This window comes from Paenibacillus sp. Lou8.1, from assembly GCF_024213565.1.
Taxonomy (GTDB): Bacteria; Bacillota; Bacilli; order Paenibacillales; family Paenibacillaceae; genus Paenibacillus; species Paenibacillus polymyxa_B.
On sequence record NZ_JANAVN010000010.1, the window covers coordinates 163,954 to 190,033 of the forward strand.

Genomic DNA, 26,080 nt, shown 5'->3' on the forward strand with positions numbered 1-26,080 from the left:
GGAAGGAGGAAAGAGATGGAATTTAGTTTAACGGATGGTAAAGGGAAAAAATTTCAGTTTCCAGTAAATCCTGAGGAAGTGACGATCTCACGGCAAAAAGGATTTGATACAACGACGATTTTATCCTATGGGGAGTTTGACTTCCCGCAAGGGGAGAAGGTGAAGGAAATCTCCTTCTCTTCTTTTTTTCCGAAAGAATACAATCCAGCGTATTGCACATATAAAGATATCCCTGATCCTCAGGAGGCCATGAACACGTTGAATGGCTTTTTGTTATCCAAAAACCCGCTACGTTTTATCATTACGGAGACAGCCGTGAATGTACCAGTAATTGTGGCATCTCATAATTCGATCTTTCGCGGCGGCGAGTATGGGGATGTGAATTTTGATCTGTCACTGCGGACCTGGAGTGATATGAAAGTTGCCAAAAAAGCTGGTGGTACAGGAAGTAAGGCGGCTACGGTCAACAAAAAGCCCCGCACAGATATGAAAGAAAAGAAAAAAATATATACGGTTAAGTCCGGGGATTCCTTGTCCAAAATTGCCAAGCTCGAGTTGGGGGATAGCTCCCAATGGAGTCGTATTTATCAGCTTAACAAAAAGGTTATTGGACAAAATCCGAATGCAATTAAACCGGGGCAAAAGCTGGTGTTGTCATGAGCTATAAAGTCATTTTACAGGATAAATATGATTTGTCTCCGCTTGTGGAGAACATTAATTTGAGGGATTCGCTGGAGCAAATCGCCTATCAGGGCACGGTCAATCTGGTCGTTACGTCGGATATGCCGCCGATTTCTCCAGGGATGTCGATCCGGGTTAGCGGAATTCCTTATGGTAAAAAAGATTATGTTCCCTTGTTGTCCCCCGCAGTGATCTGGGAAGTAGAAACCTCTAACAACGGGCTCAAACGTATGACGCTGACGTTATATGACCGTACGGTGTATTTGGACAAGTCCGAAGATGAATATTTACTTCCTGCCAAGCAGACGGCTACTCAGCGTTTTCAGAAGTATGCTAGGGACTGGAAGCTGAAAATCGCTTCATTGCCAGATACAAAAAAATCGCTGGGACGCGCCGTATACCGCACACAGTCTATCTATTCTATGATGCTGGGAGATCTGCGCGAAACGGCAAAGGCGGGGGGAAAGCTGTATCATCCACGGATGATTTCTTCCGGGTTGGAGCTGTACGAGCTGGGAACGAACAAAGATGTGTATGTTTTGGAGAGAGTGACTGATACGACACAGTCCCGTACGCTGGAAGGTGCGGCCACGAGGGTGAAGGTGTTGGCTACGGCGGCTAGTGAATCAGGCAATGAGGTACCGTCCAAGGTGATGGCGCTTGAGGAGAAGGACATTGCCAAATATGGGACACTTCAGGTGATCGTGCAGGATGACGAAGTCAAGTCTGGTGCAGCAGCACGTGAGTTGGCCAAAAGTAAGCTGAGAGGCATACAACAAACGATATCGGTAAATGCACCGGATATGAACACGATTCGAGCAGGAGACGCGGTAATGTTAGGCTCCATAAAGTTGTTGGTCATTTCAGTGAGCAGGGAATTAGGCAACCCTGGCAGTATGTCGCTGGAGCTCGGAACGTATGACGATGTGAAAAGGAGGTTTTACCTTGAATAAGGACCCCTATGGGCATTTGGCTACTGCGCTGCAATCTTCATTTCATAAGCATACCAAGCAAGCACTGAGTGGGGTAGGCGCGGTACTAGGAACGATCACATCCACGGGACTCAAGCTGGACGATTTTAAACATGAGCTTCAGGATTATTTGGTCGCCGAGCTACCGGGGCTGCTGTCTGTACCACGTCATATGTATAAAGGCACCTCAACCGCAGTTGAATCGGAAAATTGGGAAGGCAAAGAGCTGAAAACTTCCTTTTATATCGGGGAAGACGAGCTGGAGGATGTGAATCTACGTTTGAACGAAGGGCTCAAGCCCGGAGATCGTGTACTTGCGGTTCGGGTGAATAGCGGTAACGATGTGGTGGTCGTGTGCAAGGTGGTGAGTGGACGTGGCTAATTTATTTCCCGAAACAGATGATATGACTTGGACAGACACGGATATGACCGACCCGGATGTACTGGAGGATAACCGTGCAGTATTTGGTCGAAGCTGGCGGTTTGATTTTGAAGCTGGTGAGTTTGTTATGAGCCCTAGCCGTAAAATCGTGACTACAGGCGAGAAAGAAGCCTGGGTACAGTGGTGTGAAAAAGCGATTCGCACTCCTCGCTACCGGCATGTGATCTATTCACCTGACTATGGTAGCGAGCTGGAGGAGCTGATTGGCAGCAGCTATGGGCACGGTGTGCAGGAAAGTGAAATTAAACGCATGGTCACGGAGGCGTTACTAGCAGATGCACGTACGGCTAGTGTGGATCAATTCACGTTTCGCTGGGAAGGTGAGGCGTGCCATTTTAGCTGCCAGATTACGAACGTGCGAGATGAAACGGAAATTGTGGAAAGTGTGGTGATCTAATGGCAGACTTGCCGGAATATTTGGTAGACCAGACGGAAGAGGGAATTTTAAATCGGATGTTGGAAAAAGTGCCTTCGGACATGGATAAGTCCGAGGGCTCTTTTATTTGGGATGCGCAGGCGCCAGTGGCTTTTATGCTATCCGAAGCCGCAATCTGGGCGCAGGAGCTGCTGCGACGTGGCTTTGCCAGCACCGCAGCCAGCGATAATCCGGATTTTCGCTCGCCGGAGTTGGATTTGCGGACAGCAGAGCATGGGGTGACACGGCGAGAAGCGGTTGCTGCCTCAGGTATGGTCACGTTCAAGGGCACAGCGGGAACGACCGTTCCGGCGGGAACGTTGGTGGCGACCCCGGCAGATGATGTATCCGGGGAAGCTTCCATTGAATATGCGACCACGGCAACGGTCACGCTGGATGAACAAGGTGTTGGGGAAGCAGCTATTCGGGCGGTCAATCCCGGGCGTAGCGGCAATGTGCCTGCGGGTGTCATCCAAGTGATGGCAACCCCGGTTAGCGGGGTCGCCTCTGTGATCAATACGGAGGAAACAAAAAGCGGTACAGACGTTGAGAGCGACCAGCTGTTGCTGGAGCGATTTTATGCCAAGGTGCGGAACCAAGGCACAAGCGGCAACAAGGCGCAGTATACCCAGTGGGCGAATGAAATTGCTGGAGTGGGTGGCGTAGAAGTTGTTCCGCTCTGGAAAGGGCCAGGAACAGTGGGGTTATATGTACTGGATACGGACAAACGAGCAGCCAGCCCGGATATCGTGGCTGCGGTGCAAAAGTATATTGATCCGACGCAGGATGGGCAAGGAGAAGGGCTGGCACCAGCGGGTCCTGTGGTGACGATCATGCCAGCGACAGAAGTGGAAATTAACATCTCAGTCAAGGTACAGCGTACCAAAGAGAAGCCGTCCACATTGGATGAAATCAAAAAGCTGATCGAAAGCGGTGTGCGGACGTATTTGAAGCAGCTTGCTTTTTACAAGGAAGACCCGTTGGTACGGTATACCCGGATTTCTGCTGTTTTGCTCGACATTCCAATTATTATTGATTTCTCTGAACTGAAAATCAATGGACAGAGCAATCAGAATATTGAGATTGGATCAGGTCAGGTGGCAGTGCTGGGGACGGTGAGCGTCAGTGAGTAACAATGGAACGAACAGTTTTGAAGATTTATTGAATAACCCAGACCAGGGAAAACGTGCAAACCGTAGTGACACTTTTGTTAATCGAGTAACTATAGCGGGAGATACATTGAGCCAAATGAGCAGCGAGCGGGGACGCGAGCTGCTTTCCTATTTGCCTGCCTATTATGAAACCTCACGTGTGATGCGTGCCGATATGGATGCTAAAGGAAGCGAACTGGACGCCTTGTATCTTGCGATGGATGCAACGGTGGGACAGTTTTTCGTACGTACCGCCACTTGGGGGTTGGAACGCTGGGAAATGGAGCTGGGGATCGAAACCGACCTGGCGAAGCCATTGGACCAACGGCGTGCTGTGGTGGAATCGAAGCTGCGAGGGGCAGGAACCTTTTCCGGCCGGCTTGTCAAAAATGTAGCTGAAGCGTACGACGGAGGCACGGTAGATGTTATCTTTCATCCCGCCGAATGGGGATTTACCGTCAAATTTATGGATACCATCGGGATTCCGCCCAACGTGGAGGATCTTAAAGCAGCCATTGAGGAGATCAAGCCCGCTCATATGGCGGTGGAGTACAAATTACGCTACCTGACCATTGCTGAAGTTGAGTCTATGACCCTCTATGAAAATGAACATACAACACAGGATAGATATTTAGGAGGTGGCGCATAACATGGCAAGCGAAAAAACACCAAATCTTGGTTTAAATCAAATTGACCGCACATCGCCCAAAACCACGTATTTTGATCTGGAGAAGTATTTGGACCAAAACTGGCGTTCTGTAGATGATTTCGCAGGTGACGTGAATGATGGTGTAAATGAGATCAAGAAGCGTCTGGATACGACGGAGCGTAAGGCAGTGACTCTCGAACCCGGGGTGCAAATTGTTCATGCGGAAAAGACTGCGCCATTTTCGTTGACGGGCCTGAGCGGACGTATGTTAGTGAATTTGTTGGGGCGGATGGGGAACTGCGAGACAGTAAGCGAGTGGTCCTCGAATGTAGCTATTGCAATAGACTCTAACAACAAAACCAACGGCAGCAGTTCATTTAAAATTACACTAGGCAGTGTACCAGCAACGGCGTCTGCAAGTTTTTTGACCACGCCTAGTCGAAAATATATCGCAATAGCAGACGTGAAAAGTGGTAATACCAGCAAGGTGGCGATATCAGTAAATGGTATTGTCGGTGCTGTGGGTAATGAGGTAACTTCTGGCTCTGTTTTTGCGCCGTCTGTTGTACGGTTTACGGCGAAGGAATATTTTCATATTGTTACCATTACAGGCACGGGTACGACTGGTAATACGTTTAATATGGATAGTGTGCGCGTGTATGAGATCAGCGATGCAGATTATGCAGCTGCCGCAAGCCTTACGCCAGCACAGGCCGGAGCTAGGTATCCGTATGTTGATAGTGTAATGCCTGTACGTAATCCATATGCGATACGATACGGGGAAAATCTATCGCCGAGCTTTTATGAGTGGGAGTCGAACAGTGCCGCCAAAATCAGTGGAGCCTACGAACAGACAATAACGGTAGCGGCGGGAACTTCGGTCAATACCGCTGTTACTTACCATATGCCGACTGTCCCGGGAACTTCGTATACTTTCTCGCTTGAAAGGGTTGGCAGTGGTTTGATAGGATTCGATTTCCTGAATGCTGCTAAGGACACTGTTTTACTGTCTACTGGGTTTATTGATGCTAACACGGCGACGTTAACTGCCCCCGCTAATGCTGTTTATATGAGAATGTGGGTAGTTGCGCCGCCAATAGCAGGGTCCTATACCTTCAAAAATCCTATGCTTAACGTCGGCAGTACAGCCAAGCTGTTCAAACCACGAGAAGACTCAATGTTAGCATTGCAAACAGACCTGTACGCCGATCCAGTTATAGGCGCTAATGCGGATACAGTTTTCGAACGTGACGGGCAATACTTTAAGTCTAAGAAATGGCAAGGCATGACTCTGGACGGGGCGTTACCTTGGGTTTACTTTGGGTCAGGTGGGGGATATAAGGGTGTTCGTGTTCCTGTTAATAATGGTTTTGTTGACAGTGAGAGGATAACAAAGTTTGACGGTAAGTTAATCCAGCATGTTTTCCCTTTAACTGGGCCGGATCAATCCCACCTTAGTCCAGAATCAGGGGTTGTGGGTCTGACTATATCGGTTGCAGACAGTGGGTGGGCAGACGGATACGAGCCGTCACAAGATGATATCAAAGCGTACTTTTTTGGCTACAAAGCCTATGACGCTAATACCATCACTCCTGCAAATGCTCAAGCCATGACTACAGCTACATGGTCGGGTACAGGTACTAAATATTGGGTTCAACGTGTGGGCGCAGCTAACTTTACTCAATCCGTACCGCAACAGTCTTATACAGGGTACATGCCGTATCAACTTGTATACAAACTTGCAACACCTACAGTAGAGCCTATCGCATCAGAGGGGCAGCTATCATTTGTCGAAGGCGATAATCAGGTTGAAGTAGGTACGGGTATAGTTGTTAGGGAGGAATCCAAGCCTGGAATATCCAACAATCAATATTGGATTAACGGTTCTCTAAACGGGCTTGGTAAACTTAAATGGCGCACTAATAAGATTTTTACGGTTTTTAAAAACGGCAAGGACGATAATTGGTCAGTAATCGGACATGCGTCCGATGTGTGGGATGTCTACGGCTTAATTCAGGCTTGGATACCAGCTTATAAGTTCGATCCAGCAGCATCCTACAGCACCACGTACCTTATGCTTGACCGTTCGCCAGTCGTACCGTTCACAGGTTCCTACGCAGCCAACGAAAAAACGCTACTTGCGGACTTGGTGGACAGTGTGCAACAGGCTAATACGCGCCTGTCCGTGGTAGAGAACAAGAAGGCTGACAAAGATAATCCTGCATGGCTTACGCCTACGCTGCTTAATGGGTGGACTAACAGGGCTACAGATATAAGTCTGGTGTCTTACTTAAAGGATTCGGCGGGGTATGTCCACGTAAAAGGCGTAGTTAAACCTGGAACATTCGGAACTCCGGTATTCCAATTGCCAGTAGGGTACAGACCAGCGCTAACAATTGTAGCAGTAGTGGCGGCAAATACCGATAATACGCGTGATGTTTTAGGACGTGTCAATATTGGCTCTAATGGCAGTGTTTTGATAGTACCTGTATTTGGTACCACGGTAACAGATGCTGGGTGGGTTAGTTTGGACAGTTTGCCGCCATTTCTCGCAGAAAAATAAAGGAGGTCTGACAAATGAAAGCAGTACCTAAAGTAAATACAAACGGTCTCTATCTAGAGGACGAGCTGGTGGACGATGCCTTTTCAGGTATCCTTCCTTTTTATAGTCCATCTTCGCCTACGCTATCTGATACAAATCAGCAGCCAGACATTTATCAGCTTACTGACAGTAGCCCTAGTATCATAGATGCAACCAATTCAGAAAGAATCCTTACTGGTTATACAGTAGGAATTCCAGTATCACCTGGTCTATACCATCCTCGTTTTGATATCCAAGGTTGGCTGACCTATGAAGCGGAATATAATCAAAAGCTGATAGAAGCGCAAAAAGCCTATGAGCAGTTGAAAAACGAATCCCAAGCTTTATTTCAGAAGTTGCATGATGAATGGCGAAACAAGCCGGAAAACGAACGCGGGGATGAACCTGTGCATTTTGCTCAGACATTCATGGCTCCAGAACGAAGAGACCCAACGACATTCTGGAGTGAAGGATTGAGTGAGGAAGCAATTAAGGAACTGACACAAAAAGCAGAGCAACAGCCAAGTGAGACAGACCAATTGAAGCAGCGTATTGCAGATCTCGAAGTGACGCTGACCCAGCTCATGCTTGGTAACACAGGGAAATGACGTAATCTGACAGATAGCAGCATGAAATTTAATTTAAAAGAGGTGAAACTATAAACATGACACCTTTAACAGAGGCTCAAATGCGTATTTGTGCTCATGCTTGCATCACCCGCTATGAGCGAGGAGAGGGCGATATAGCAACGATCATGGGAAGCTACGCTTTAGATGAAGAACAACGTGAACAAGTAATGAAGATTATTTTATCCAAGTGTTCTGATCTAGTAGCGGGCAACGTAGATAATTCATCATCAACCAATGCTCTGAATAAACAGGAAGAAACGGGTAAATGGTATAACTCTATTTTTCGTAAAAAACAGTATAGAGAATAAAACAAAAAAATGTTTATTTGCCCTTGGATCAGTCCAAGGGCATTCATTTTACACCTAGGTTCAAAAGGGGGAACAAACATGTATGAAAAGATCGATCAGATTTGGCTGGGGCTTTCCACGGGGACCTTGATCGGTTATTTTTTTGGGGGGTGGACCACAATGTTGACGTTGCTGTGGTGGATGGTCGTGATCGACTTTTTCACCGGATGGGCAGCGGCCTGGATTAATGGGGAGCTCAAAAGCCGCCAGGGGTATTACGGTATTTTTCGCAAGGTTACCGTGTTTTTGCTCATTACGGTAGCTCATCTAATCGACGGTATTCTCGGGGATGCACATTACTTCCGGGATGCCGTCGTTTTCTTTTATTTAGCGAACGAGCTGTTGTCCATTATTGAAAATGTGGGCAGAATGGGAGTGCCGATGCCGGATATTTTGCGGAATGCGGTAGCTATTTTTGAGTCCAAGTCGAGTGGAGAAAAAATAAAGCCAACCGACCCTTCCGACAAAGAAAATAAAGCTTCATAAAAGTGCCACCAGTGGCCACTACAAAATAGGCAGACTACCTTTTTGCCCTTTTTTCGGTGTAAAAGTGGAAAAGCCCAGACCGTATGGATGGTCCAAGCATATGGATAACAGAGACAGAGTGAGCTACAACATTATGAATGATAAGGAGGGAACGCCTTATGCAGAATCGCAGCCCTAACGCTGCCGAAGGCATTGACGTATCCCGATATCAGGGAACAATTGATTGGAAGCGTGTACGAGCCGATGGTAAATCGTTTGCATTTATTAAAGCGAGTCAAGGACAGCATTACGTCGATCCGACATTTATCACGAATTCAAAAGGGATCAAGGCAGCCGGGATTCTGTTGGGAGCTTACCATTTTGTAGATGCAACCAGTGTAAACGCAGCAAAAGCGGAAGCCAGGCATTTCACCGAGGTGCTGGATCAGGTGGGTGGTGCGAAAGCGCTGGACTTGCCGGCGGTAATGGATTACGAAAATAATCCGGGAGGGCTTAGCTCGGCCGCGATTCATGAGGTTGCGTTGGCATTTTTAACGGAATTTGAACGGGTAAGCGGCCGTAAGCCGATGGTATATACAGGGAATGCTTTTGCTGCCCATTTCAAAGCGCCATTGGGTAGTTATATGCTGTGGATTGCACGTTATAGTACATGGGTGCCCGGTGACACCACAGCTTGGAAGAACTGGGACTTTTGGCAATACAGCGATAGTGGACGGGTTGATGGAATTCAAGGGCCGGTTGACCTGAATGTATACGCCGGAACAGAGGCCGAGCTACGCCAAGCATTTGCAGGAGAAGTGGGGGATGAGCCAATGACAGCAGAGGAAAAAGCGGCATTTAAGGCCCTGCAGCAGCAGATCGCCGCTCTTGAAAACAGCAAAGATGTGCTCAAGCAGACGTTGAATGAACAAAGCGCTTATATTAAAAAGGTGGATCAGCGGGTAGCTGAATTGGAGGGGCGTCAGGCTATGCCTGTACCGACCTGGGCGAAGGAAGCGATGGCTGCCGCTGTTGCATTTAATCCGGCAAGCCCGATTGTGGATGCGAAACTGCCAAGCAGTTACGATTTTTATCGCTTACTGGTCGTACTGAACCGTCTGGATGTGTTTAAAAAAAATAAATGACCTTTTGCAAATCATATGCCCGGAAGGGATTATTTTCATGTAAACCAAGCCATACACCTGAAACGTAAATTGACAGGCGGTTCAGAGGCAACCGCCTGCACTTATTGTAAAGTAATGTTCTTCATGATTTTTACATAAGCTGAACTCGAACGCTTTAAAAGTGTGAATCATTGGGTGAAAATGCAGTATGTCTACCAGCCGGATCGAGCTGTAAAGGACCCTGTAGGTTTGGTGCTGAATACATTTTTGAGGTAAGATCATGCTCCTGCTTGGAGGTTGAAGACCCCAAGCAGGAGTATTTATTTGATATGATTGTATAAATTGGTTTGTAATATTAATTGACATGATGTATAAAAACATATGGTAATGTATGAAAAACCCCCTTGTCTGCTTCCAGATTTTATAGTAAAGTATCCAATAATCAACTTTGTTTGAGCATAATATTCACTATTTGTGAGTATATATCACACTTTCACCACGACCTGACATCTCCTCTTTCTATTTATTACATCACATCTATTCATTACCCTACAGCATCTCTTACACCACTAGTTTATGAACACTTCTGTCCTACTACACCTATTTGATGAACTCGGAATTTGGGACCACAGCTTGAGGACAAGCTTGTCATGTCAATCTAAAGGAATTGGCATTCATCCGGTATCAACGTATTAACAATATATAAGGTGTGAAAGGGGTTTGCTGCATGAGCAAAAAGTATGCAAAACACAAAATCTGGACCGTTCTGCTGGTGCTTGCGCTAGGAGCTGTTTTGGCGCTTTCCGGTTGTGGGGGATCAGGTGAAGGAGCAAAGCCAGAGGCAGGGAAAACACCAAGCGGAGCAGGAGAGGGCGTGCAGGACACGCTCATTTATGGACGCGGCGGAGATTCCGTGGCGCTAGATCCTGCCATTGTGACTGAAAGCGAGTCGCTAAAAATCGGAATGCAAGTGTTCGACACACTGCTGGAATATAAGGAAAATACAACGGAGATCCAACCGGGGCTTGCAGAGAGCTGGGAAGTATCACCGGATGGACTGGTCTATACGTTCAAGCTGCGTCAGGGTGTGAAATTCCATGACGGAAGTGACTTTAACGCAGAAGCGGTTGTGTTTAACTTTGACCGCTGGGCTGATCCGAAAAGTCCATACAAATTTGAAGGTGACTCGTTTGACTATTATGATTCTATGTTCGGTCCTGAAGGAAGTAGGGTGATTAAGGAGGTTAAAGCGGTAGATGCGAACAGCGTCCAGTTTACACTAAACAAGCCGCAGGCGCCGTTTTTACAAAATATCGCTATGCCATCCTTTAGTATTTCAAGTCCCAAGGCTATTCAGGAGAAAAAGGCTGATTTCAAGAGTAATCCGGTCGGCACGGGGCCTTTTGTATTTAAGGAATGGAAACGGAACGATACCATCACGCTGGAGAAGAATCCAAACTATTGGAAAGAGGGGCAGCCGAAGCTGGCTAAGATCATTGTTCGCTCCATACCCGACAATACCGCACGATTTAATGCTCTGCAAAACGGGGAAATTGACCTGATGGAGGATTTGAACCCGGATGATGCAAAGCAGTTAGACGGCAATAGCGATTTGGTGAAAATTGAACGTCCCTCCTTTAATGTGGCGTACATTGGCTTTAATTTAAAGAAAAAAACATTCAATAATCCCAAGGTGCGGCAGGCACTGAATCACGCAGTGAACAAGCAGGCTATTATTGATGCATTGTTTGCAGGGCAGGCTAAGCCTGCGGTCAATCCGATGCCACCTACGTTATGGGGGTACAACGATAGTATTCAGGACTACGCCTATGATCTGGATAAGGCTAAATCTTTGCTGGCGGAAGCGGGCTTTCCTAACGGGCTTCCCGAGCCTTTAACCTTCTATGCAATGCCCGTATCTCGTCCTTATATGCCTGACGGCAAAAAGGTGGCAGAGGCCATTCAAGCCGATTTTGAAAAAATAGGCGTCAAAGTAAACATCCAATCCCCGGAATGGGCTACGTATCTGGATGATGTTAAGGCGGGGAAAAAGGATGATCTGTATATGCTGGGATGGAACGGGGATAATGGTGACCCGGATAATTTCCTTTATACATTGCTGGACAAGGATACGATTCCAGGCAATAACCGTAGTTTTTATGTGAATGAGGAACTCCACAAAATATTGGTGAAGGCGCAGGTTGAGGTCGATCAGGACAAGCGTGCGGAAATGTATAAGGAAGCACAAGTGATTATTAAACAGGATGCGCCGTGGATTCCATTGGTTCACAGCACACCGCTGATGGCAGGTAAAGCGAATCTCAAGGGTTTTGTACCTTCTCCGGCAGGTATTGAAGCGTACGGAAATATTTATTTTGAATAGCCCAAACGCAAGCAGGCGGTGAATAGGATATGAACTCATATATTGTAAAAAGACTGGCCATATTGATTCCTGTATTACTGGGCATGACGCTCATCGTTTTTTCCATTATTCATGCCATTCCGGGAGATCCGGCGGAAACCATACTGGGAGATAAGGCTACGGAACAGTCCAAGCAGGCGCTACGTGAGCAATTGGGGCTGAATAAGCCGTGGTTACAGCAATATGGGACCTATTTAGGTGAGCTGGCACAAGGGGACTTGGGCGATTCCATTCGCACCAAGCAGCCGATTGCCCGGGAAATGGTCCCTTATCTGGCGGCTACACTGGAGTTGACAGTAGCAAGCATGTTTTTTGCCGTTGTAGTCGGAATGAATGCCGGCATCGTGAGTGCCTGGAAGCGAAATTCCTGGTTTGACTATGTGAGCATGGTCATTGCACTGGTCGGGGTATCGATGCCGATTTTTTGGCTGGGCTTGATGGAGCAGTGGATCTTTGCAAATAAACTGCATTGGCTTCCTTCCATCGGACGCATGAATTCCCGTGATCCGGTGGAAGCTGTGACACATTTAGCCGTGATTGATGCGTTCATAGGTGGGCGTATGGATCAGGTATGGACCGTCATCAAGCATTTGATCCTGCCCAGTATCGCACTTGGAACGATTCCAATGGCGGTCATTGCGCGCATTACTCGTTCCAGCATGCTGGAGGTTATGGATGCGGACTATATCCGTACGGCTCGGGCGAAGGGGCTGGCATCTTTTCAAGTTGTGTACAAACATGCGCTTAAAAATGCTGCGATCCCCGTACTTACTGTCATCGGTCTTCAGACTGGATCACTACTGGGAGGCGCGGTACTGACAGAAACCATTTTTGCCTGGCCTGGCATCGGACGGTACATTTTTGAAGCGATCAGCTCGCGTGACTATCCGGTTATTCAAAGCGGAATTCTGATCATAGCGTTCCTGTTCGTCATCATTAATCTGATTGTCGATTTGCTGTACGCGGTGCTCGACCGGCGTATCCGTTATCAGTAATCAAGTCGTCAATTGTTCAAGGGGGAGCTTGTCCGATGTCACAATTTTCAATGGAACCCAACAACATACCGACGACACGCAGCACATTGGCGCATTTGCCTGTCGTGACTGGCCCTTGGAGAGACGCATGGAGGGCTTTCCGTCACAATAAAATGGCGTTCGTCGGCCTGAGCATTATTATCTTCTTTGTCATCATTGCTTTGATCGCGCCGTGGATTGCTCCTTTTGACTATAAAGAGCAAAACTTGGTGAGCCGTTTGCAGCCTCCTTCTGCGGAGCATTGGTTCGGTACGGATGATCTCGGTCGAGATTTACTGACTCGCACGCTGTATGGAGCCAGAATCTCGTTGTGGGTCGGTTTCTTGTCTGTTATTGGTTCAATGATTGTAGGAACAGCCTTAGGTTTAATCGCAGGATTTTACGGAAAATGGGCAGATATGGCCATTTCGCGGCTATTCGACATTTTACTGGCATTTCCGGGGATTTTGCTGGCCATTGCTATTGTGGCCATTTTAGGGCCTTCATTGGAAAATGCGTTGTACGCCATTGCCATTGTCAATGTGCCAACGTATGGACGGTTAGTTCGCTCTAAGGTGCTGAGTGTCAAAACGGAGGAGTATATCACTTCTGCTAGAGCGCTTGGAGCCAATAATACACGAATCATCCTCCGCTATATTTTGCCTAACAGCCTGACACCAATCATCGTACAGGGAACGTTGGGGATCGGAACGGCCATCATTGAAGCGGCAGCGCTTGGATTTCTGGGCTTGGGTGCACAACCTCCTGAGCCAGAGTGGGGTAAAATGTTGTCCGATTCGCGGCAATATATCCAGAACGCGCCGTGGACAGTTATCTTTCCGGGGATATCTATCATGCTGACCGTATTGGGCTTTAATCTGATGGGGGACGGGTTGCGGGATGTATTGGACCCGAGGGCAAAGCGTTAGAGCAAAAGTGATGAGGTATATAAAGTTGAGTAAAGAGGTGTTCTCTGGCCTGAAGAAAATGGCTGGGGACCACCTTTTTTTATATGACACTTTTTGTATTGGAATAGAAAGCACCATCCGACTGCGCAGTGGCGCTAAAAGTAACTTTTACAGCTGAAAGTCATGTGAGCTTTCCTGAGGCGCGAAAAAAATGTATAATCACTCCAATTGAGTACGTAGGGAGTGGGCTTTATGACATGGCAGGACAAGAGAGAGCATCGGCAATTTGCGGAACAGACACGAAGCGACGCTTCACGGGCCGCATATGAACGGGACTACTCCCGTTTGATCCATTCACCGACTTTCCGGCGATTGCAGGGTAAATCACAGGTGTTTGGCGCAGGCACGGGCGATTATTACCGCACACGACTGACGCATTCTTTGGAGGTAGCGCAAATTGCGCGTGAAGCATCACGAAGCTTGCTGCGCCGCCATCCCGAAGTAGAGCTGGAACAGGCAGATAACGCAGGACTGATCATTGACCCGGAGGTGGTAGAATGTGCTTCCATTGCACATGACTTTGGGCATCCACCGTTCGGACACAAGGGAGAAGAGGTGCTGGACGGGATTTTGGATCAACTGATTGAAACAAAGGTAGAAAAGATATCCTCTGCCGGAGGCTTCACACCGGAGTCCAAGCGTGGACAGGAGGCCTATGCGCGTGAGCGACAAATTTATGAGCATTTTGAAGGGAACGCGCACAATTTCCGACTGATTATGTTTTTGGAGAAGCGTGAGAACGTGGATGGTTTGAATTTGTCGGACGCTGTGTTACTGGGGATCAACAAATACCCATACCCGGGGATTCTGAACAAAAAAGGGTTGTACCTGCATGAGTGGGAATACATACGTTCTATCCGCGAGGATTGGGGTATCCCTGATGGTAAAAAGACGCTAGAAGCCCAGCTTATGGACCTGTGCGACGATATCGCTTATTCTGCGCATGATCTGGAGGATGGGATTAAAGCTGGGAAAATCGAGGTGCACGAGCATTTCTTATATGATCCGTATTTAATTCGTCTGATTACGGAGAAAATCACCACGTTGGAGGATAGCTTCTGGCAAGGCTGGCAACTGGCTCAGATTGAGCAGAAGGTAGCGGCTGTGCTGAGCGAATTTTTGAAGGTGTGGAATGGCAAGATGCCGATGTGTGAACACGATTATTCCCGTACTCGCCGTGAAGTGAAGGCATACTGGGTCAGCCTGTTTGTCAGCAGCTTGGGTGTAATTGATGATGGAAATTGGAAAAAGGTAACCTTCGTGCGGGATGGAAGCGAAGATTTGGATATGCTGCGCACTGTGAGTGTGTTGAAAAGCTTTGCTTGGGTTACGATGATCCGCGATCTACGCGTACAGCGACTGCAAAAACGGAGTGAGTGGATGCTCAGACGGCTGTGGCTGGCTTTTCTGGACCCAGAAACGTCGAAATCTATTATTCCAAGCGACTGGCTCCAGCGCTATGAGCGCGACCAAGCCAAGGCGAAACCGATCTGGACATGGGAGCATATGGTCATAGACTATATTGCAGGTATGACCGATGCTTTTGCTGAAAAAATCTATAATGAGTTATACGGTCTGAAGGTGGGTTCCATTTATGATCTGGATTGACCTTTAAATTTCCCCTATATAGTAGAAGGAACTGGTTTGTAATGGATAGCAGGAGGGAGGGATGTGTCTATGCAATCTCGGTCTTTATCTATAAAAAGGTTGAATCTCGGTGTGCTCGATATGGTGCCGTTGCTGCCCGGTAACCGCCCGGAGCAGGCGGTTCAACGAGCTGGTGAACTAGCGAGCCAGGCAGAAGCATGGGGATATACACGCTACTGGACCTCGGAGCACCATGATATGGAGGGGCTGGCTTCCTCCAGCCCGGAAGTGCTGCTGTCGCATATCGGGGCGGTGACGAAGACAATTAAACTGGGTGCGGGTGCTATTTTGCTCCCGCATTATAGTCCAGTCAAGGTCGCGGAATGGTTTCATCTACTGGCCGCTCTATATCCTGGCAGAGTCGAATTGGGCTTGGGGAGAGCACCTGGTGGGGGACCTCATGCTTCGATGGCACTGAGCGGTAATTTTCTTCAACATGTGACGGAGCTGCCACAGACGATGGAAGCTCTATTGGCTTTGCTGGAAGGTACTTATGAATATGAACAGGTGCCTGTGTTTGCCCGGCCGATGCCTGAACAGCCGCCAGCAGTGTGGATGCTAGGTACAAACCGAAAAAGTGCCGAATATGCCGCCCAGTATTCAACAGGCTATGTATTCGGTCAGTTTATGAGTGAACAGCAAACGGAAGAAATGCTAAGCATTTACCGCTCCAGCTTTCAGCCATCCAACCGGATGGACAAGCCACGTACCATGGTGGCTGTAGGAGCAGTATGTGCCTTGACGAATGAACTGGCGCAGCAATGGGCTGCTCAGATTTCATTGGGCGATCCGGCAATGCGAGCCAGCTGGCTAGTGGGAACGCCGTCGGATATTGCCGAACGGTTACGCGGCTTGCAGATTAAATATGATAATGATGAGTTTCTGTTGGTCACACCGATTCCCGATTATGAGCAGCGGCTTCACTCCTACCGTCTAATAGCGGAGGCTGTAAATTCTAGCCTTGATTCCAAATGAAAAGAGATATGACATGAATAAACAGAAAACGAATATCGAAGAAATGAAACCAAGCTACATATATACCTATGCGTGTCATGAAACAGAGCGTGAGTTGTGTCTTTTGGAATTGAAATGCTTGTTCGGTCAGCCGCCCGTGCAGGATTCCATCCTGTTGTCCCATCGGCGGCTGGAACCGGGGACCAGCCCGTTTATTCATCTTCGGCTGGATGTAATGACAGATGCGGGAACACTGGAAGATCTATGCGAAGCAGCCTCTATGTTACAACTTGAGGAAGGAAAGACTTTCAAGGTGTTGTGCCTTAAAGAAGGTGACCATGAGGCCGACTATGACGAGCGGCGCGGAATCGAACGCCGAATTGGTGCACGCATTTATGGCCAGGCGCAAATGAAGACACCGGATATCACCCTTGGTGTTATTCGGATAGGAGAACGGTGGCTACTGGGCATGTGTCAGTATAGCGACAGATCGTGGCAGGAACGTCGTCAGAAGCCGCAAAATTATTCTACTGGACTACCCGTTCTGGTAGCTAGGGCACTTGTGAATTTGGCAGCAACTGATCTAACAGCCGCAAAGGGAGAGTCAGGCTCATTGAAACTGCTAGACCCGTGTTGTGGTATGGGCAATGTAATGATTGAGGCATTGAGCATGGGGAAGGATATTCGCGGTTGTGATATCAACCCGTTGGCGGTGCGTGGGGCACGAGTGAATTTGCGTCATTTTGGATATGAAGAAGATCTAGTGAAGCTCGGGGATATGAATATGCTCGAAGGCACATACGATGCGGCCATATTGGATATGCCCTATAACCTGTGCTCCGTGCTCCCGGCTGATGAACAAAAGAAGATGCTGCGCAGTCTGAGACGCTTGGCCGCGCGGGCAGTGGTCGTGAGCACGGAGCCGATGGAAACATTGTTATCCGAGTCAGGCTGGACCCTTACGGAGCAATGCCGCATACATAAGACAGGTATGAGTCGGGAAATCTGGATCTGTAAGTAGTGTATTAATACTGAGTTTTGTAGTTAACCACATTCAGCGGTAACTCCTGATCAGCGGCATAGGCATTCAAATTAGTAAGAAAAATATCCACCGCCCGTTCGGCATATCGGTCCGTATCGCCTGCAATATGCGGTGTGATCAAGACATGGTCCAGACTCCATAGCGGATGTGAAGCAGGTAGCGGTTCTTCCTCGAATACATCCAGTCCGGCAAAGGCAATATGCTTTTGTTCCAAAGAGCGTACAAGCGCATCCGTATGAACGGTGCCACCGCGACCTACATTAATGAAGAAGGCACCCTTACGCATAGCTGCAAATGCTTTTTCGTCAAAGAAGTGATGGGTTTCCTCGGTGAATGGCAATATATTTACCACGATATCCGCTGCTCCCAATGCTTCGTGTAGTTGTTCGTTAGTATACATGTGCTCTACATGGGGAGCTTCCTTGCCAGAACGGCGGACTCCGATCACCCGCATGCCAAAGGCTTCTGCAATCCGCGCTGTTTCACGGCCAATTTCTCCAACGCCTGTAATCAAGAGCGTTTTGCCACGTAATTCCGTCAGTTGGCCTTTCGGTGGCTGCCATGTTTTCTCACGTTGCAAGAGAGCTGCTTGCTGTAAATAACGTGTATGCGATAGCAGCATTCCAAAGATCTGCTCTGTAATTGGAATTGCATGCACACCACTTGTATTCGTTAGTAAAATGTTACGCTTCTCCAATTCGGTAAGCGGTAGCTTATCAATCCCGGCCGACCAGGTTTGTATCCACTTCAGCTTGCTGTCTTGATGTAATGCCTCTTCGGCAATATGCTTGGACCAGCCTAGAATAACCTCGGCCTCCCGGATTTGTTTAGACTCCAATTCCTGGGCTTTGCCAATAATCAACTCGTAGCCCGGAGCCGTTGCACGAACTTGTTTTTTTTGCTCTTCCGTAAGTTGATGTAAGCTTAAAATGTTTCCCATAGTTCATAGCCTCCTCGATTTTTGATTCCTTGGAGTTTCCAATATATTCTGGCGAACCATCCTTTCAAGAATAACAGATTGCCGAAAAAATTGCATAAGGAGGGTAAAAACGAGCTCGCAGTGTCATTATATATAACAACAAATGGCTTTACCCTGATCAGGGACAATCCAAACAGCTACTTTTTGAGATATCCACAAATATCAATTAGGAAAGGAGGTATAGGTTGATGAAAAATGAATCGCAAAGACTTTTTACAGCTATTGCTCTCCCGAATGAGCATAAGAAGAAGCTACATTATTGGGTGGAGCAGGATTTAAAAGACCTGACTTTTCGCAAATGGAGTGATTTCAGAGATTACCACGTGACACTTCAGTTTTTGGGTGATGTGGAGACCTCGGTTATACCGAAACTTGAGCAGGTTTTAGTTCAAGCTGCAGCTGAGCATGACCCGTTCACACTCGGCATTGGAGAAGCAGGTTTTTTTGGCCGTGAAGAATTTCCGCGTGTACTGTGGAGGGGAGTGACCGGGCAGCGTGATTCACTGGATCAACTGTACCAGTCCATAGTCCAGGCTACCGAACCGCTGGGTTTTAAACCCGAGGAACGACCTTATCGACCTCATATCACCCTAGCACGTTCGTACACAGGAGAACAGCCTATTCCACCGTCTATTTGGCAGCCAAATGCCCGATGCAGCGAGCCATGGGAAGTGGGAGAATTTGTTTTATATGCAACCCGAATGGGTCAAAAACCAATGTACCAAATAATTCAAACATTCCCATTAATGAGGTGAAAGCCTTGATCTATCAGCGAATTTAGTGATATAGTGTTTCAGCGTTATTCAAAAAGCGCATTTTAGGTTACATATCTGAGGAATGTGCTTATAGTTAACGGGAGGAACATTATGGAAATCGTTAAAGAACATCGTTGGTTTGCACCTCTATTGAGTGTGCTGCTTGTTTGTATATTGGGGATAGGCCTCTACGCTGAGGTTCAGCAAACACAGAAAAATCATAAAAATGCACCTATGCAATCTCTGAGCTGGTCAGGGAACTCTTCGTCTCCTACATATGGCGACAGGATGGGGACCCATAACGGGTCAAACAGGACAAGCCCCATCTTTGTCGCTGCTCATGGGCAGTCAAGCTGGAAAGAAATCATGCCGACTCCGTTACCCGCTTCCCAGATGAAGCAGGCGGAACAAGCTCGGAATAACGTTGCTACAGGCAAGAAAAAGCCTGAGGTCCAGCATAGCAAGTCCGCAATCCTAACCCCTCCTACAACCATCTACTTTACGAAGACAAAAATGCTCACGCAGGATGACAAGGCGTTGTCTACCTGGAGCTATCCTGTCTCCGCTAAAGAACTGCTCCTGCTGCAAAAAATAGTGATGGCAGAAGCAGAAGGCGAACCGTACGAAGGCAAAGTGGCAGTTGCCAACGTTGTCTTAAACCGGCTGCGGTCAGCCCCATTTCCCGATACGATTCAGGCAGTGATTTATCAAAAAGCGCAATTTAGTCCGGTCGCGAACGGGCGTCTTCGTCGTGTTCAGCCCAACCAGGACAGCATCCGTGCGGTTACTGCTGCTTTGAACGGCCATAAAGCCGTGCCTGATAACACCTGTTTTTTCCTGTCGCTTACGTTGGCCCAGGACCTTACGGTTCATCATTCGCGTACGAAGGTGAAAACTATCGGTCATCATACTTTCTACAAATAACAGCCCTTTCTAAACAATAGGGTTCAGCTTTGTGAACGAATTTTAGGGTACAGGTGAAGCCAGTATGCAAAAGAGGTATAATGGGTAAAGGAAAGTAACCAAAATAATGAAAGTGACAAAGGAGGCGTAGATGATATGAAAATCACATATTATGGACATTCAGTTGTACTGGTAGAGGCAGAGGGGAAACGGATTATTATTGATCCTTTTTTGACAGGAAATCCTAAAGCAACCGTACAGGCCGAGGATATTCAGGTGGATGCCGTGCTGTTGACACACGGTCATGCCGATCATTTTGGAGATGCTGTTGAAATTGCCAAGCGCAATGATTGTCCAGTAATCGCGGTCGCGGAACTGGCCGAATATTGTTCATCCTTGGGGGCCAAAGCTCACGGTATGAATCTGGGTGGAGGTCACCACTTTGACGGTTTCCATGTGAAATTCACGCTTGCATTCCACAGCTCATCTTTGACGGTGGACGGGCAAACCATTTACATGGGAGAGCCGGCGGGGATCTTATTGACCATGGGAGGCCAAACCTTTTTCCATGCAGGGGATACTGGTCTGTTTGGCGATATGCGTCTCATTGGCGAAACTAACTCCATCGATGCTGCGGTATTGCCGATCGGAGATGGTTATACGATGGGACCGGAGGATGCACTGCTGGCAGCAAAATGGCTGCGTGCAAGCCGCGTAATACCGGTGCATTACAATACGTTCCCGGGTATTGAGCAGGACGGAGACGGCTTCTGTGATCGTCTGCACAAAGAAGGCATTGAAGGGAAAGCATTGAAGCCCGGCGAAAGTCTCGAATTTTAATACGGATATCTGATTTACGGGAATATACTTGATGGTCTATAAACTCATCAAATCTCCTTTGTCAGCCTTTTCTGTTCCTTAGAGGAATAGGAAAGGCTGTTTTTTAAAAGTGAATATTTATACATAAAAATGAGATATTTTTGCATTGATACGTTGAAGCTGTAATGTAAAAGATTTATTATCACAATCATAAAAACTTTGAATTGCTAACATGATAGGTCAATGATAAAATGATAGAACTAATTAGATTCATCAGTGGAATCGACGTATTTTTCAAGTCAAGCCATTGCATAATTATTGAAAAACATACGCATTCGGCGGACCGTACCGCCTTGAATACGTCACATGTTTTGTCCCCCATTCCTCGTAGTTGTTCTTTGAGTTACCTCTTGTCGCCACTGTCTTCTATTCGGCCGCCTGTATTTCAGGCCAGCATGACTTTATAACAGAAAGGTTGCGTTCCATGAGACAGACAGGTTTACCACCCAAACAGGGACTATATGATCCCCAATTCGAAAAAGACGCCTGCGGCATGGGCTTTGTTGCCCACATCAAGGGAAAACCATCGCACGATATTGTAAGTCAGGCTTTGACCATGCTCGTGAATATGGAGCATCGGGGCGGTCAGGGAAGTGAACCAAACTCCGGTGACGGAGCAGGGATTATGATTCAGGTCCCTCATCTGTTTTTTCAAGAGGAAGCGGAGCGATTGGGCTTTAAATTGCCAAAGGCCGGACATTATGGCGTGGGTATGCTTTTTGTATCCAATGATCCAAAAGTTCGTGAAGTGCATGAGCAGAAGCTAAGAGATATCATCGTGGACGAAGGTCAAAATTGTTTGGGTTTTCGCGATGTTCCAACTTATGACGAAATGCTGGGTAAATCGGCAAAAGCAGCTAAACCGGGCGTGCGTCAGGTATTCATCGGTCGCAGTAGCGATTTGAAGGAAGAGCTGGACTTCGAACGGAAACTGTATGTCATTCGCAAACGTGCAGAGCTTGCTATTCGCTATAACCAAGAGGATGAGAACGGTGAGTCGTTCTATATTCCAAGTTTGTCATGTCGCAAGGTTGTATACAAAGGAATGCTCACAACCGAGCAGGTAGGCAAATTTTATTTGGATTTGCAGGATGAGCGGGTGACATCGGCGATCGCGCTGGTCCATTCCCGTTTTAGCACGAATACGTTCCCAAGCTGGGATCGTGCGCATCCTTATCGTTTTATGATTCACAACGGCGAAATTAATACTATGCGCGGCAACGTGAACTGGATGCATGCTCGCCAGGCGCAGTTTGAAAGCGAAGCGTTTGGCGGAGATATCAAGAAGGTAAAACCAGTCATTAACCCAGATGGCTCAGATACAGCCATGTTTGATAATACACTGGAGTTTCTGTATCTGAGCGGACGTTCCCTTCCTCATGTAGCCATGATGATGGTGCCGGAACCTTGGAACAAGCATGAAACCATGGACCCGAAGAAACGGGCATTTTATGAATATCACAGCACTATGATGGAGCCGTGGGACGGACCGGCTGCGATGGCGTTTACAGACGGTATCCAAATCGGAGCCATTCTCGACCGCAACGGTCTGCGTCCTGCACGTTACTATGTGACCAAGGACGATCTGATCGCACTGTCTTCAGAGGCGGGCGTATTGGATATTGCTCCTGAAAATGTGCTCTATAAGGATCGTCTCCGTCCGGGTCGTATGCTGTTGGTTGATACCCAAGAAGGCCGTATCGTTTCTGACGAAGAGTTAAAGGAACGTATTGCTTCCGAGGAACCTTATCAGCAATGGCTGGATGAGCACTTGGTTGATTTGGATGAGCTGCCGGAAGCACTGGAACAGCCGGAGCCTAAACATGAAAATGTAAATCAGCTTCAGCTCGCTTTTGGATATACGTTTGAAGAACTGCGCAAAATTCTGGAGCCGATGGCACTTACAGGTGCAGAACCGATTGGCTCAATGGGGTACGATGCACCATTGGCGGTGCTGTCTGATCGTCCGCAACGTTTGTACAATTACTTTAAACAAATGTTTGCTCAAGTCACGAACCCGCCGATTGACGCCATTCGTGAAGAGATTGTAACGTCAACCGCAACTACGATTGGAGCAGAGCGCAATTTACTGCATCCAGAACCGGAAAGCTGTCGTCAGATTCGTTTGGATTCGCCGGTGTTGTCGAATGAGGAGTTTGCCAAAATTCGCCACGTACACCGTCCTGGCTTCAAATCGATGACGATTCCGATCTTCTTTGAAGCGAAGGAAGGCGCTGAGGGCTTACGCAAGGCGCTGGAAGGATTGTTTGAGGCAGCTGACCGTGTCATTGACAAAGGTCATAACATCCTGATTTTGTCCGACCGTGGAGTGGATGCGGAAAATGCGGCCATTCCGGCGTTGCTAGCTGTTTCCAGCCTGCATCACCATCTGATTAAGCAGGGTACACGCACACGTGTGAGCATTTTGCTGGAGTCCGGGGAGCCAAGGGATATTCACCATTATGCGGTACTGCTTGGCTACGGTGTGAGCGCGGTTAATCCGTATCTGGCTTTTGAAACGCTGGATGTCATGATTCAGCAGGGCTTGTTGCGCGGCATCTCGCACGAAAAGGCAGTTAAAAATTATATTAAAGCGGCAACGAAGGGTGTCGTTAAAATATTGTCCAAAATGGGTATTTCCACGATTCAGTCGTACCGTGGAGCACAAATTTTTGAGGCTGTAGGTCTGAAGCAGGATTTTGTTGACCGTTATTTCACCTGGACACCTTCCCGCATTGGCGGTATTGGTCTGGAGGAAGTGACTACGGAAGCGCTGGTTCATCATAACCGTGCTTTCACTGACAAGGACGGCAACGACAAAGTGCTGGATTCGGGCGGCGACTATCAATGGCGTAACGATGGGGAAGAACATTTGTTTAACCCGCAAACGGTGCATTTGCTCCAGCAGTCGGTACGCTCGGGAGACTACGAGCTTTACAAGAAGTACGCCAAGCTGATACAGGGTGAATCTGAACAGTATTTGACGATTCGCTCCATGCTTCAATTGAAGCCTGCTGGTGAGCCTGTGCCGCTGGATGAAGTGGAATCCGCTGCATCCATTATGCGTCGCTTCAAGACAGGAGCCATGTCCTTTGGCTCGATCAGTCAGGAAGCGCATGAAGATATGGCGATTGCGATGAATCGGATCGGTGGCAAGAGCAATACGGGTGAAGGTGGGGAGAACCCTGCACGTTTCATACCGGATGCCAATGGCGATTCTCGCCGCAGTTCGATTAAGCAGGTAGCGTCGGGCCGATTCGGTGTAACATCGAATTACTTGGTGAATGCTGACGAAATTCAGATCAAAATGGCGCAAGGCGCTAAGCCGGGCGAAGGTGGACAACTGCCAGGACGTAAGGTATACCCTTGGGTCGCTGAGGTACGTGGTTCTACGCCAGGAGTAGGTTTGATTTCACCACCGCCGCATCACGATATTTATTCTATCGAGGATTTGGCAGAGCTCATCTATGATCTCAAAAACGCCAATCCGCGTGCTGACATTAACGTGAAACTGGTGTCAGAAGTAGGCGTAGGCACGATTGCTACAGGGGTAGCAAAAGGCCGTGCTGACATTATTCTGGTCAGCGGTTATGACGGTGGTACAGGCGCTTCCCCGCAAGGCTCCATCCGCCATGCGGGTATGCCTTGGGAGCTGGGCCTGGCGGAGACGCATCAGACGCTGATGCTAAACAACCTGCGCGATCGCGTGGTATTGGAGACAGACGGCAAGATGCTGTCTGGCCGCGATTTGGTAGTAGCTGCCCTGTTGGGCGCGGAAGAATACGGCTTCTCTACAGCGCCGCTCGTGGCGTTGGGTTGTATTATGATGCGGGTATGCCAAATGGATACATGTCCGGTTGGTGTGGCTACGCAGAATCCGGAGCTACGCAAAAATTATATGGGCGATCCTGCCCATGTGGTGAATTTTATGCGTTTCATCGCGGAAGATGTCCGTGAAATTATGGCGGAATTGGGCTTCCGTACGATTCAGGAAATGATTGGACGTACGGATTGTCTGGATACCGTGAACGCCGATTCGCACTGGAAGAAGAAGGGCGTAGACCTGAGCTTGCTGTTGCATGTTCCTGAGTTGGAAGAAGGTAGTGTACGTTACCGCGTACAACGCCAAAATCACGGTCTGGAAGAAACACTCGACATGCAACAGCTCGTACCGATGGCTGCGGAAGCGCTGGAGAACGGAACGCCTGTTGAGGGTACCTTACCTATTACAAACGTGAATCGGGCGGTAGGAACGATTCTGGGCAGCGAGGTCACCCGTAAGTATGGAGTGGCGGGTCTGCCTGAGGATACGATTCGCTTTAACTTTATTGGATCGGCAGGTCAGAGCTTCGGGGCATTTATTCCGAAAGGCATCACGCTGAGCGTGGAAGGCGATAGCAATGACTATGTTGGTAAAGGGCTATCTGGTGGTAAGGTTATTGTGAAAAAGTCTCACAAAGCGACCTTTAAGGCAGAAGAGAACATTATTATCGGAAATACAGCATTGTATGGAGCCACCAGCGGTGAAGCTTACATTAGCGGAATCGCAGGCGAGCGCTTTGCCGTTCGGAACTCCGGCGCACGTATTGTAGTTGAGGGCGTTGGTGATCATGGTTGCGAATATATGACGGGTGGACGTGTAGCTGTATTGGGTGGAACCGGACGGAATTTTGGAGCCGGAATGTCCGGAGGTATTGCCTATGTCTATGACCCTGAGGGGACGTTCCTGAGCCGTTGTAATCTGGAAATGGTGTTGCTGGAAGGTGTGGAAGATCCTGCAGAAGCAGCGGATTTGCGCGGCTTGATTCAACGCCATGTCACTTACACGGGTAGTGAAGCGGGACAACGTATTTTGGATGATTGGCAGACTGCGATTCAGCAGTTTGTACGAGTGATTCCAAAGGATTACAAGCGTATGGTTGAACAGATCCAAAAAGAAGAGGCAACTGGTTTGAGCGGAGATGAAGCTCTGTTGGCAGCATTTGAAGCCAATATGCGTGAATTGGCGCGTGCCGGGGGTTAAAATGTAGACTACCAAATTTACTAAAAAAGGACTCGCTGAA

22 protein-coding genes are annotated in these 26,080 nt (G+C 48.0%); 21 read left to right on the forward strand and 1 reads right to left on the reverse strand.

Annotation, left to right across the window (positions count from 1 at the left end; genetic code table 11):
- The first annotated feature begins 15 nt into the window (after positions 1-15).
- The 17 genes from NLX78_RS15975 (at position 16) to NLX78_RS16055 (ending at position 17,480) form a co-directional block, all read left to right on the forward strand.
- Entirely contained in the window at positions 16-660 is a 645-nt protein-coding gene (locus NLX78_RS15975) for a LysM peptidoglycan-binding domain-containing protein (protein WP_029516163.1), read from the forward strand.
- Positions 657-1,634, forward strand: a complete 978-nt coding sequence (locus NLX78_RS15980) for an XkdQ/YqbQ family protein (protein WP_076292306.1) — start codon at positions 657-659, stop codon at positions 1,632-1,634. Before NLX78_RS15975 ends, NLX78_RS15980 begins: the two co-directional genes overlap by 4 nt.
- The gene (locus NLX78_RS15985) at positions 1,627-2,034 is read left to right on the forward strand and encodes a hypothetical protein (protein ID WP_254350949.1); all 408 of its coding nucleotides are present in this window, start codon (positions 1,627-1,629) and stop codon (positions 2,032-2,034) included. Before NLX78_RS15980 ends, NLX78_RS15985 begins: the two co-directional genes overlap by 8 nt.
- The gene (locus tag NLX78_RS15990) at positions 2,027-2,491 is read left to right on the forward strand and encodes a DUF2634 domain-containing protein (protein WP_254350950.1); all 465 of its coding nucleotides are present in this window, start codon (positions 2,027-2,029) and stop codon (positions 2,489-2,491) included. The genes NLX78_RS15985 and NLX78_RS15990 overlap by 8 nt, the downstream gene beginning before the upstream one ends.
- Positions 2,491-3,642, forward strand: a complete 1,152-nt coding sequence (locus tag NLX78_RS15995; RefSeq protein ID WP_254350951.1) for a baseplate J/gp47 family protein — start codon at positions 2,491-2,493, stop codon at positions 3,640-3,642. Before NLX78_RS15990 ends, NLX78_RS15995 begins: the two co-directional genes overlap by 1 nt.
- Entirely contained in the window at positions 3,635-4,309 is a 675-nt protein-coding gene (locus tag NLX78_RS16000; protein WP_254350952.1) for a YmfQ family protein, read from the forward strand. Before NLX78_RS15995 ends, NLX78_RS16000 begins: the two co-directional genes overlap by 8 nt.
- A gap of 1 nt (position 4,310) precedes the next feature.
- Positions 4,311-6,872, forward strand: a complete 2,562-nt coding sequence (locus tag NLX78_RS16005; RefSeq protein WP_254350953.1) for a hypothetical protein — start codon at positions 4,311-4,313, stop codon at positions 6,870-6,872.
- Between the two features lie 14 nt (positions 6,873-6,886).
- Complete coding sequence (locus NLX78_RS16010) at positions 6,887-7,498, forward strand: hypothetical protein (protein WP_254350954.1); 612 nt, start codon at positions 6,887-6,889, stop codon at positions 7,496-7,498.
- Between the two features lie 56 nt (positions 7,499-7,554).
- Positions 7,555-7,827 (forward strand): hypothetical protein, encoded by a 273-nt coding sequence (locus NLX78_RS16015; RefSeq protein WP_254350955.1) that lies wholly within the window; start codon positions 7,555-7,557, stop codon positions 7,825-7,827.
- 78 nt (positions 7,828-7,905) lie between these two features.
- Positions 7,906-8,352 (forward strand): phage holin family protein, encoded by a 447-nt coding sequence (locus tag NLX78_RS16020; protein ID WP_254329338.1) that lies wholly within the window; start codon positions 7,906-7,908, stop codon positions 8,350-8,352.
- A gap of 158 nt (positions 8,353-8,510) precedes the next feature.
- Positions 8,511-9,476: a glycoside hydrolase family 25 protein gene (locus NLX78_RS16025; protein ID WP_254350956.1), complete on the forward strand. Its 966-nt coding sequence runs from the start codon at positions 8,511-8,513 to the stop codon at positions 9,474-9,476.
- A gap of 706 nt (positions 9,477-10,182) precedes the next feature.
- Complete coding sequence (locus NLX78_RS16030; RefSeq protein ID WP_254350957.1) at positions 10,183-11,838, forward strand: ABC transporter substrate-binding protein; 1,656 nt, start codon at positions 10,183-10,185, stop codon at positions 11,836-11,838.
- 29 nt (positions 11,839-11,867) lie between these two features.
- Positions 11,868-12,872: an ABC transporter permease gene (locus tag NLX78_RS16035; protein WP_069291317.1), complete on the forward strand. Its 1,005-nt coding sequence runs from the start codon at positions 11,868-11,870 to the stop codon at positions 12,870-12,872.
- A gap of 35 nt (positions 12,873-12,907) precedes the next feature.
- Positions 12,908-13,819 carry a nickel transporter permease gene (gene nikC / locus NLX78_RS16040; RefSeq protein WP_103048940.1) on the forward strand — a complete coding sequence of 304 codons (912 nt, stop codon included), beginning with the start codon at positions 12,908-12,910 and terminating at the stop codon, positions 13,817-13,819.
- A 231-nt stretch (positions 13,820-14,050) separates the two neighbouring features.
- Entirely contained in the window at positions 14,051-15,466 is a 1,416-nt protein-coding gene (locus tag NLX78_RS16045) for a deoxyguanosinetriphosphate triphosphohydrolase family protein (protein WP_061830290.1), read from the forward strand.
- A 69-nt stretch (positions 15,467-15,535) separates the two neighbouring features.
- Positions 15,536-16,480, forward strand: coding sequence for an MsnO8 family LLM class oxidoreductase (locus NLX78_RS16050; RefSeq protein WP_254350992.1), 945 nt, complete (start codon positions 15,536-15,538; stop codon positions 16,478-16,480).
- Positions 16,481-16,493: 13 nt separating this feature from the next.
- The gene (locus NLX78_RS16055; RefSeq protein ID WP_254350958.1) at positions 16,494-17,480 is read left to right on the forward strand and encodes a TRM11 family SAM-dependent methyltransferase; all 987 of its coding nucleotides are present in this window, start codon (positions 16,494-16,496) and stop codon (positions 17,478-17,480) included.
- Positions 17,481-17,484: 4 nt separating this feature from the next.
- Here the strand turns inward: NLX78_RS16055 and NLX78_RS16060 are convergent, their stop codons facing one another.
- Complete coding sequence (locus NLX78_RS16060) at positions 17,485-18,441, reverse strand: D-2-hydroxyacid dehydrogenase (protein WP_254350959.1); 957 nt, start codon at positions 18,439-18,441, stop codon at positions 17,485-17,487.
- Between the two features lie 227 nt (positions 18,442-18,668).
- Here NLX78_RS16060 and thpR point away from each other — a divergent pair, with 227 nt between their 5' ends.
- The 4 genes from thpR to gltB all read left to right on the forward strand — a co-directional run bounded on the left by thpR (position 18,669) and on the right by gltB (position 26,040).
- Positions 18,669-19,235 carry an RNA 2',3'-cyclic phosphodiesterase gene (thpR, locus tag NLX78_RS16065; RefSeq protein ID WP_254350960.1) on the forward strand — a complete coding sequence of 189 codons (567 nt, stop codon included), beginning with the start codon at positions 18,669-18,671 and terminating at the stop codon, positions 19,233-19,235.
- A 111-nt stretch (positions 19,236-19,346) separates the two neighbouring features.
- Complete coding sequence (locus NLX78_RS16070) at positions 19,347-20,159, forward strand: cell wall hydrolase (RefSeq protein ID WP_209941246.1); 813 nt, start codon at positions 19,347-19,349, stop codon at positions 20,157-20,159.
- 135 nt (positions 20,160-20,294) lie between these two features.
- Positions 20,295-20,978 (forward strand): metal-dependent hydrolase, encoded by a 684-nt coding sequence (locus tag NLX78_RS16075; protein ID WP_029516186.1) that lies wholly within the window; start codon positions 20,295-20,297, stop codon positions 20,976-20,978.
- Positions 20,979-21,441: 463 nt separating this feature from the next.
- Positions 21,442-26,040, forward strand: a complete 4,599-nt coding sequence (gltB, locus tag NLX78_RS16080; protein WP_254350961.1) for a glutamate synthase large subunit — start codon at positions 21,442-21,444, stop codon at positions 26,038-26,040.
- Positions 26,041-26,080 lie beyond the last annotated feature (40 nt).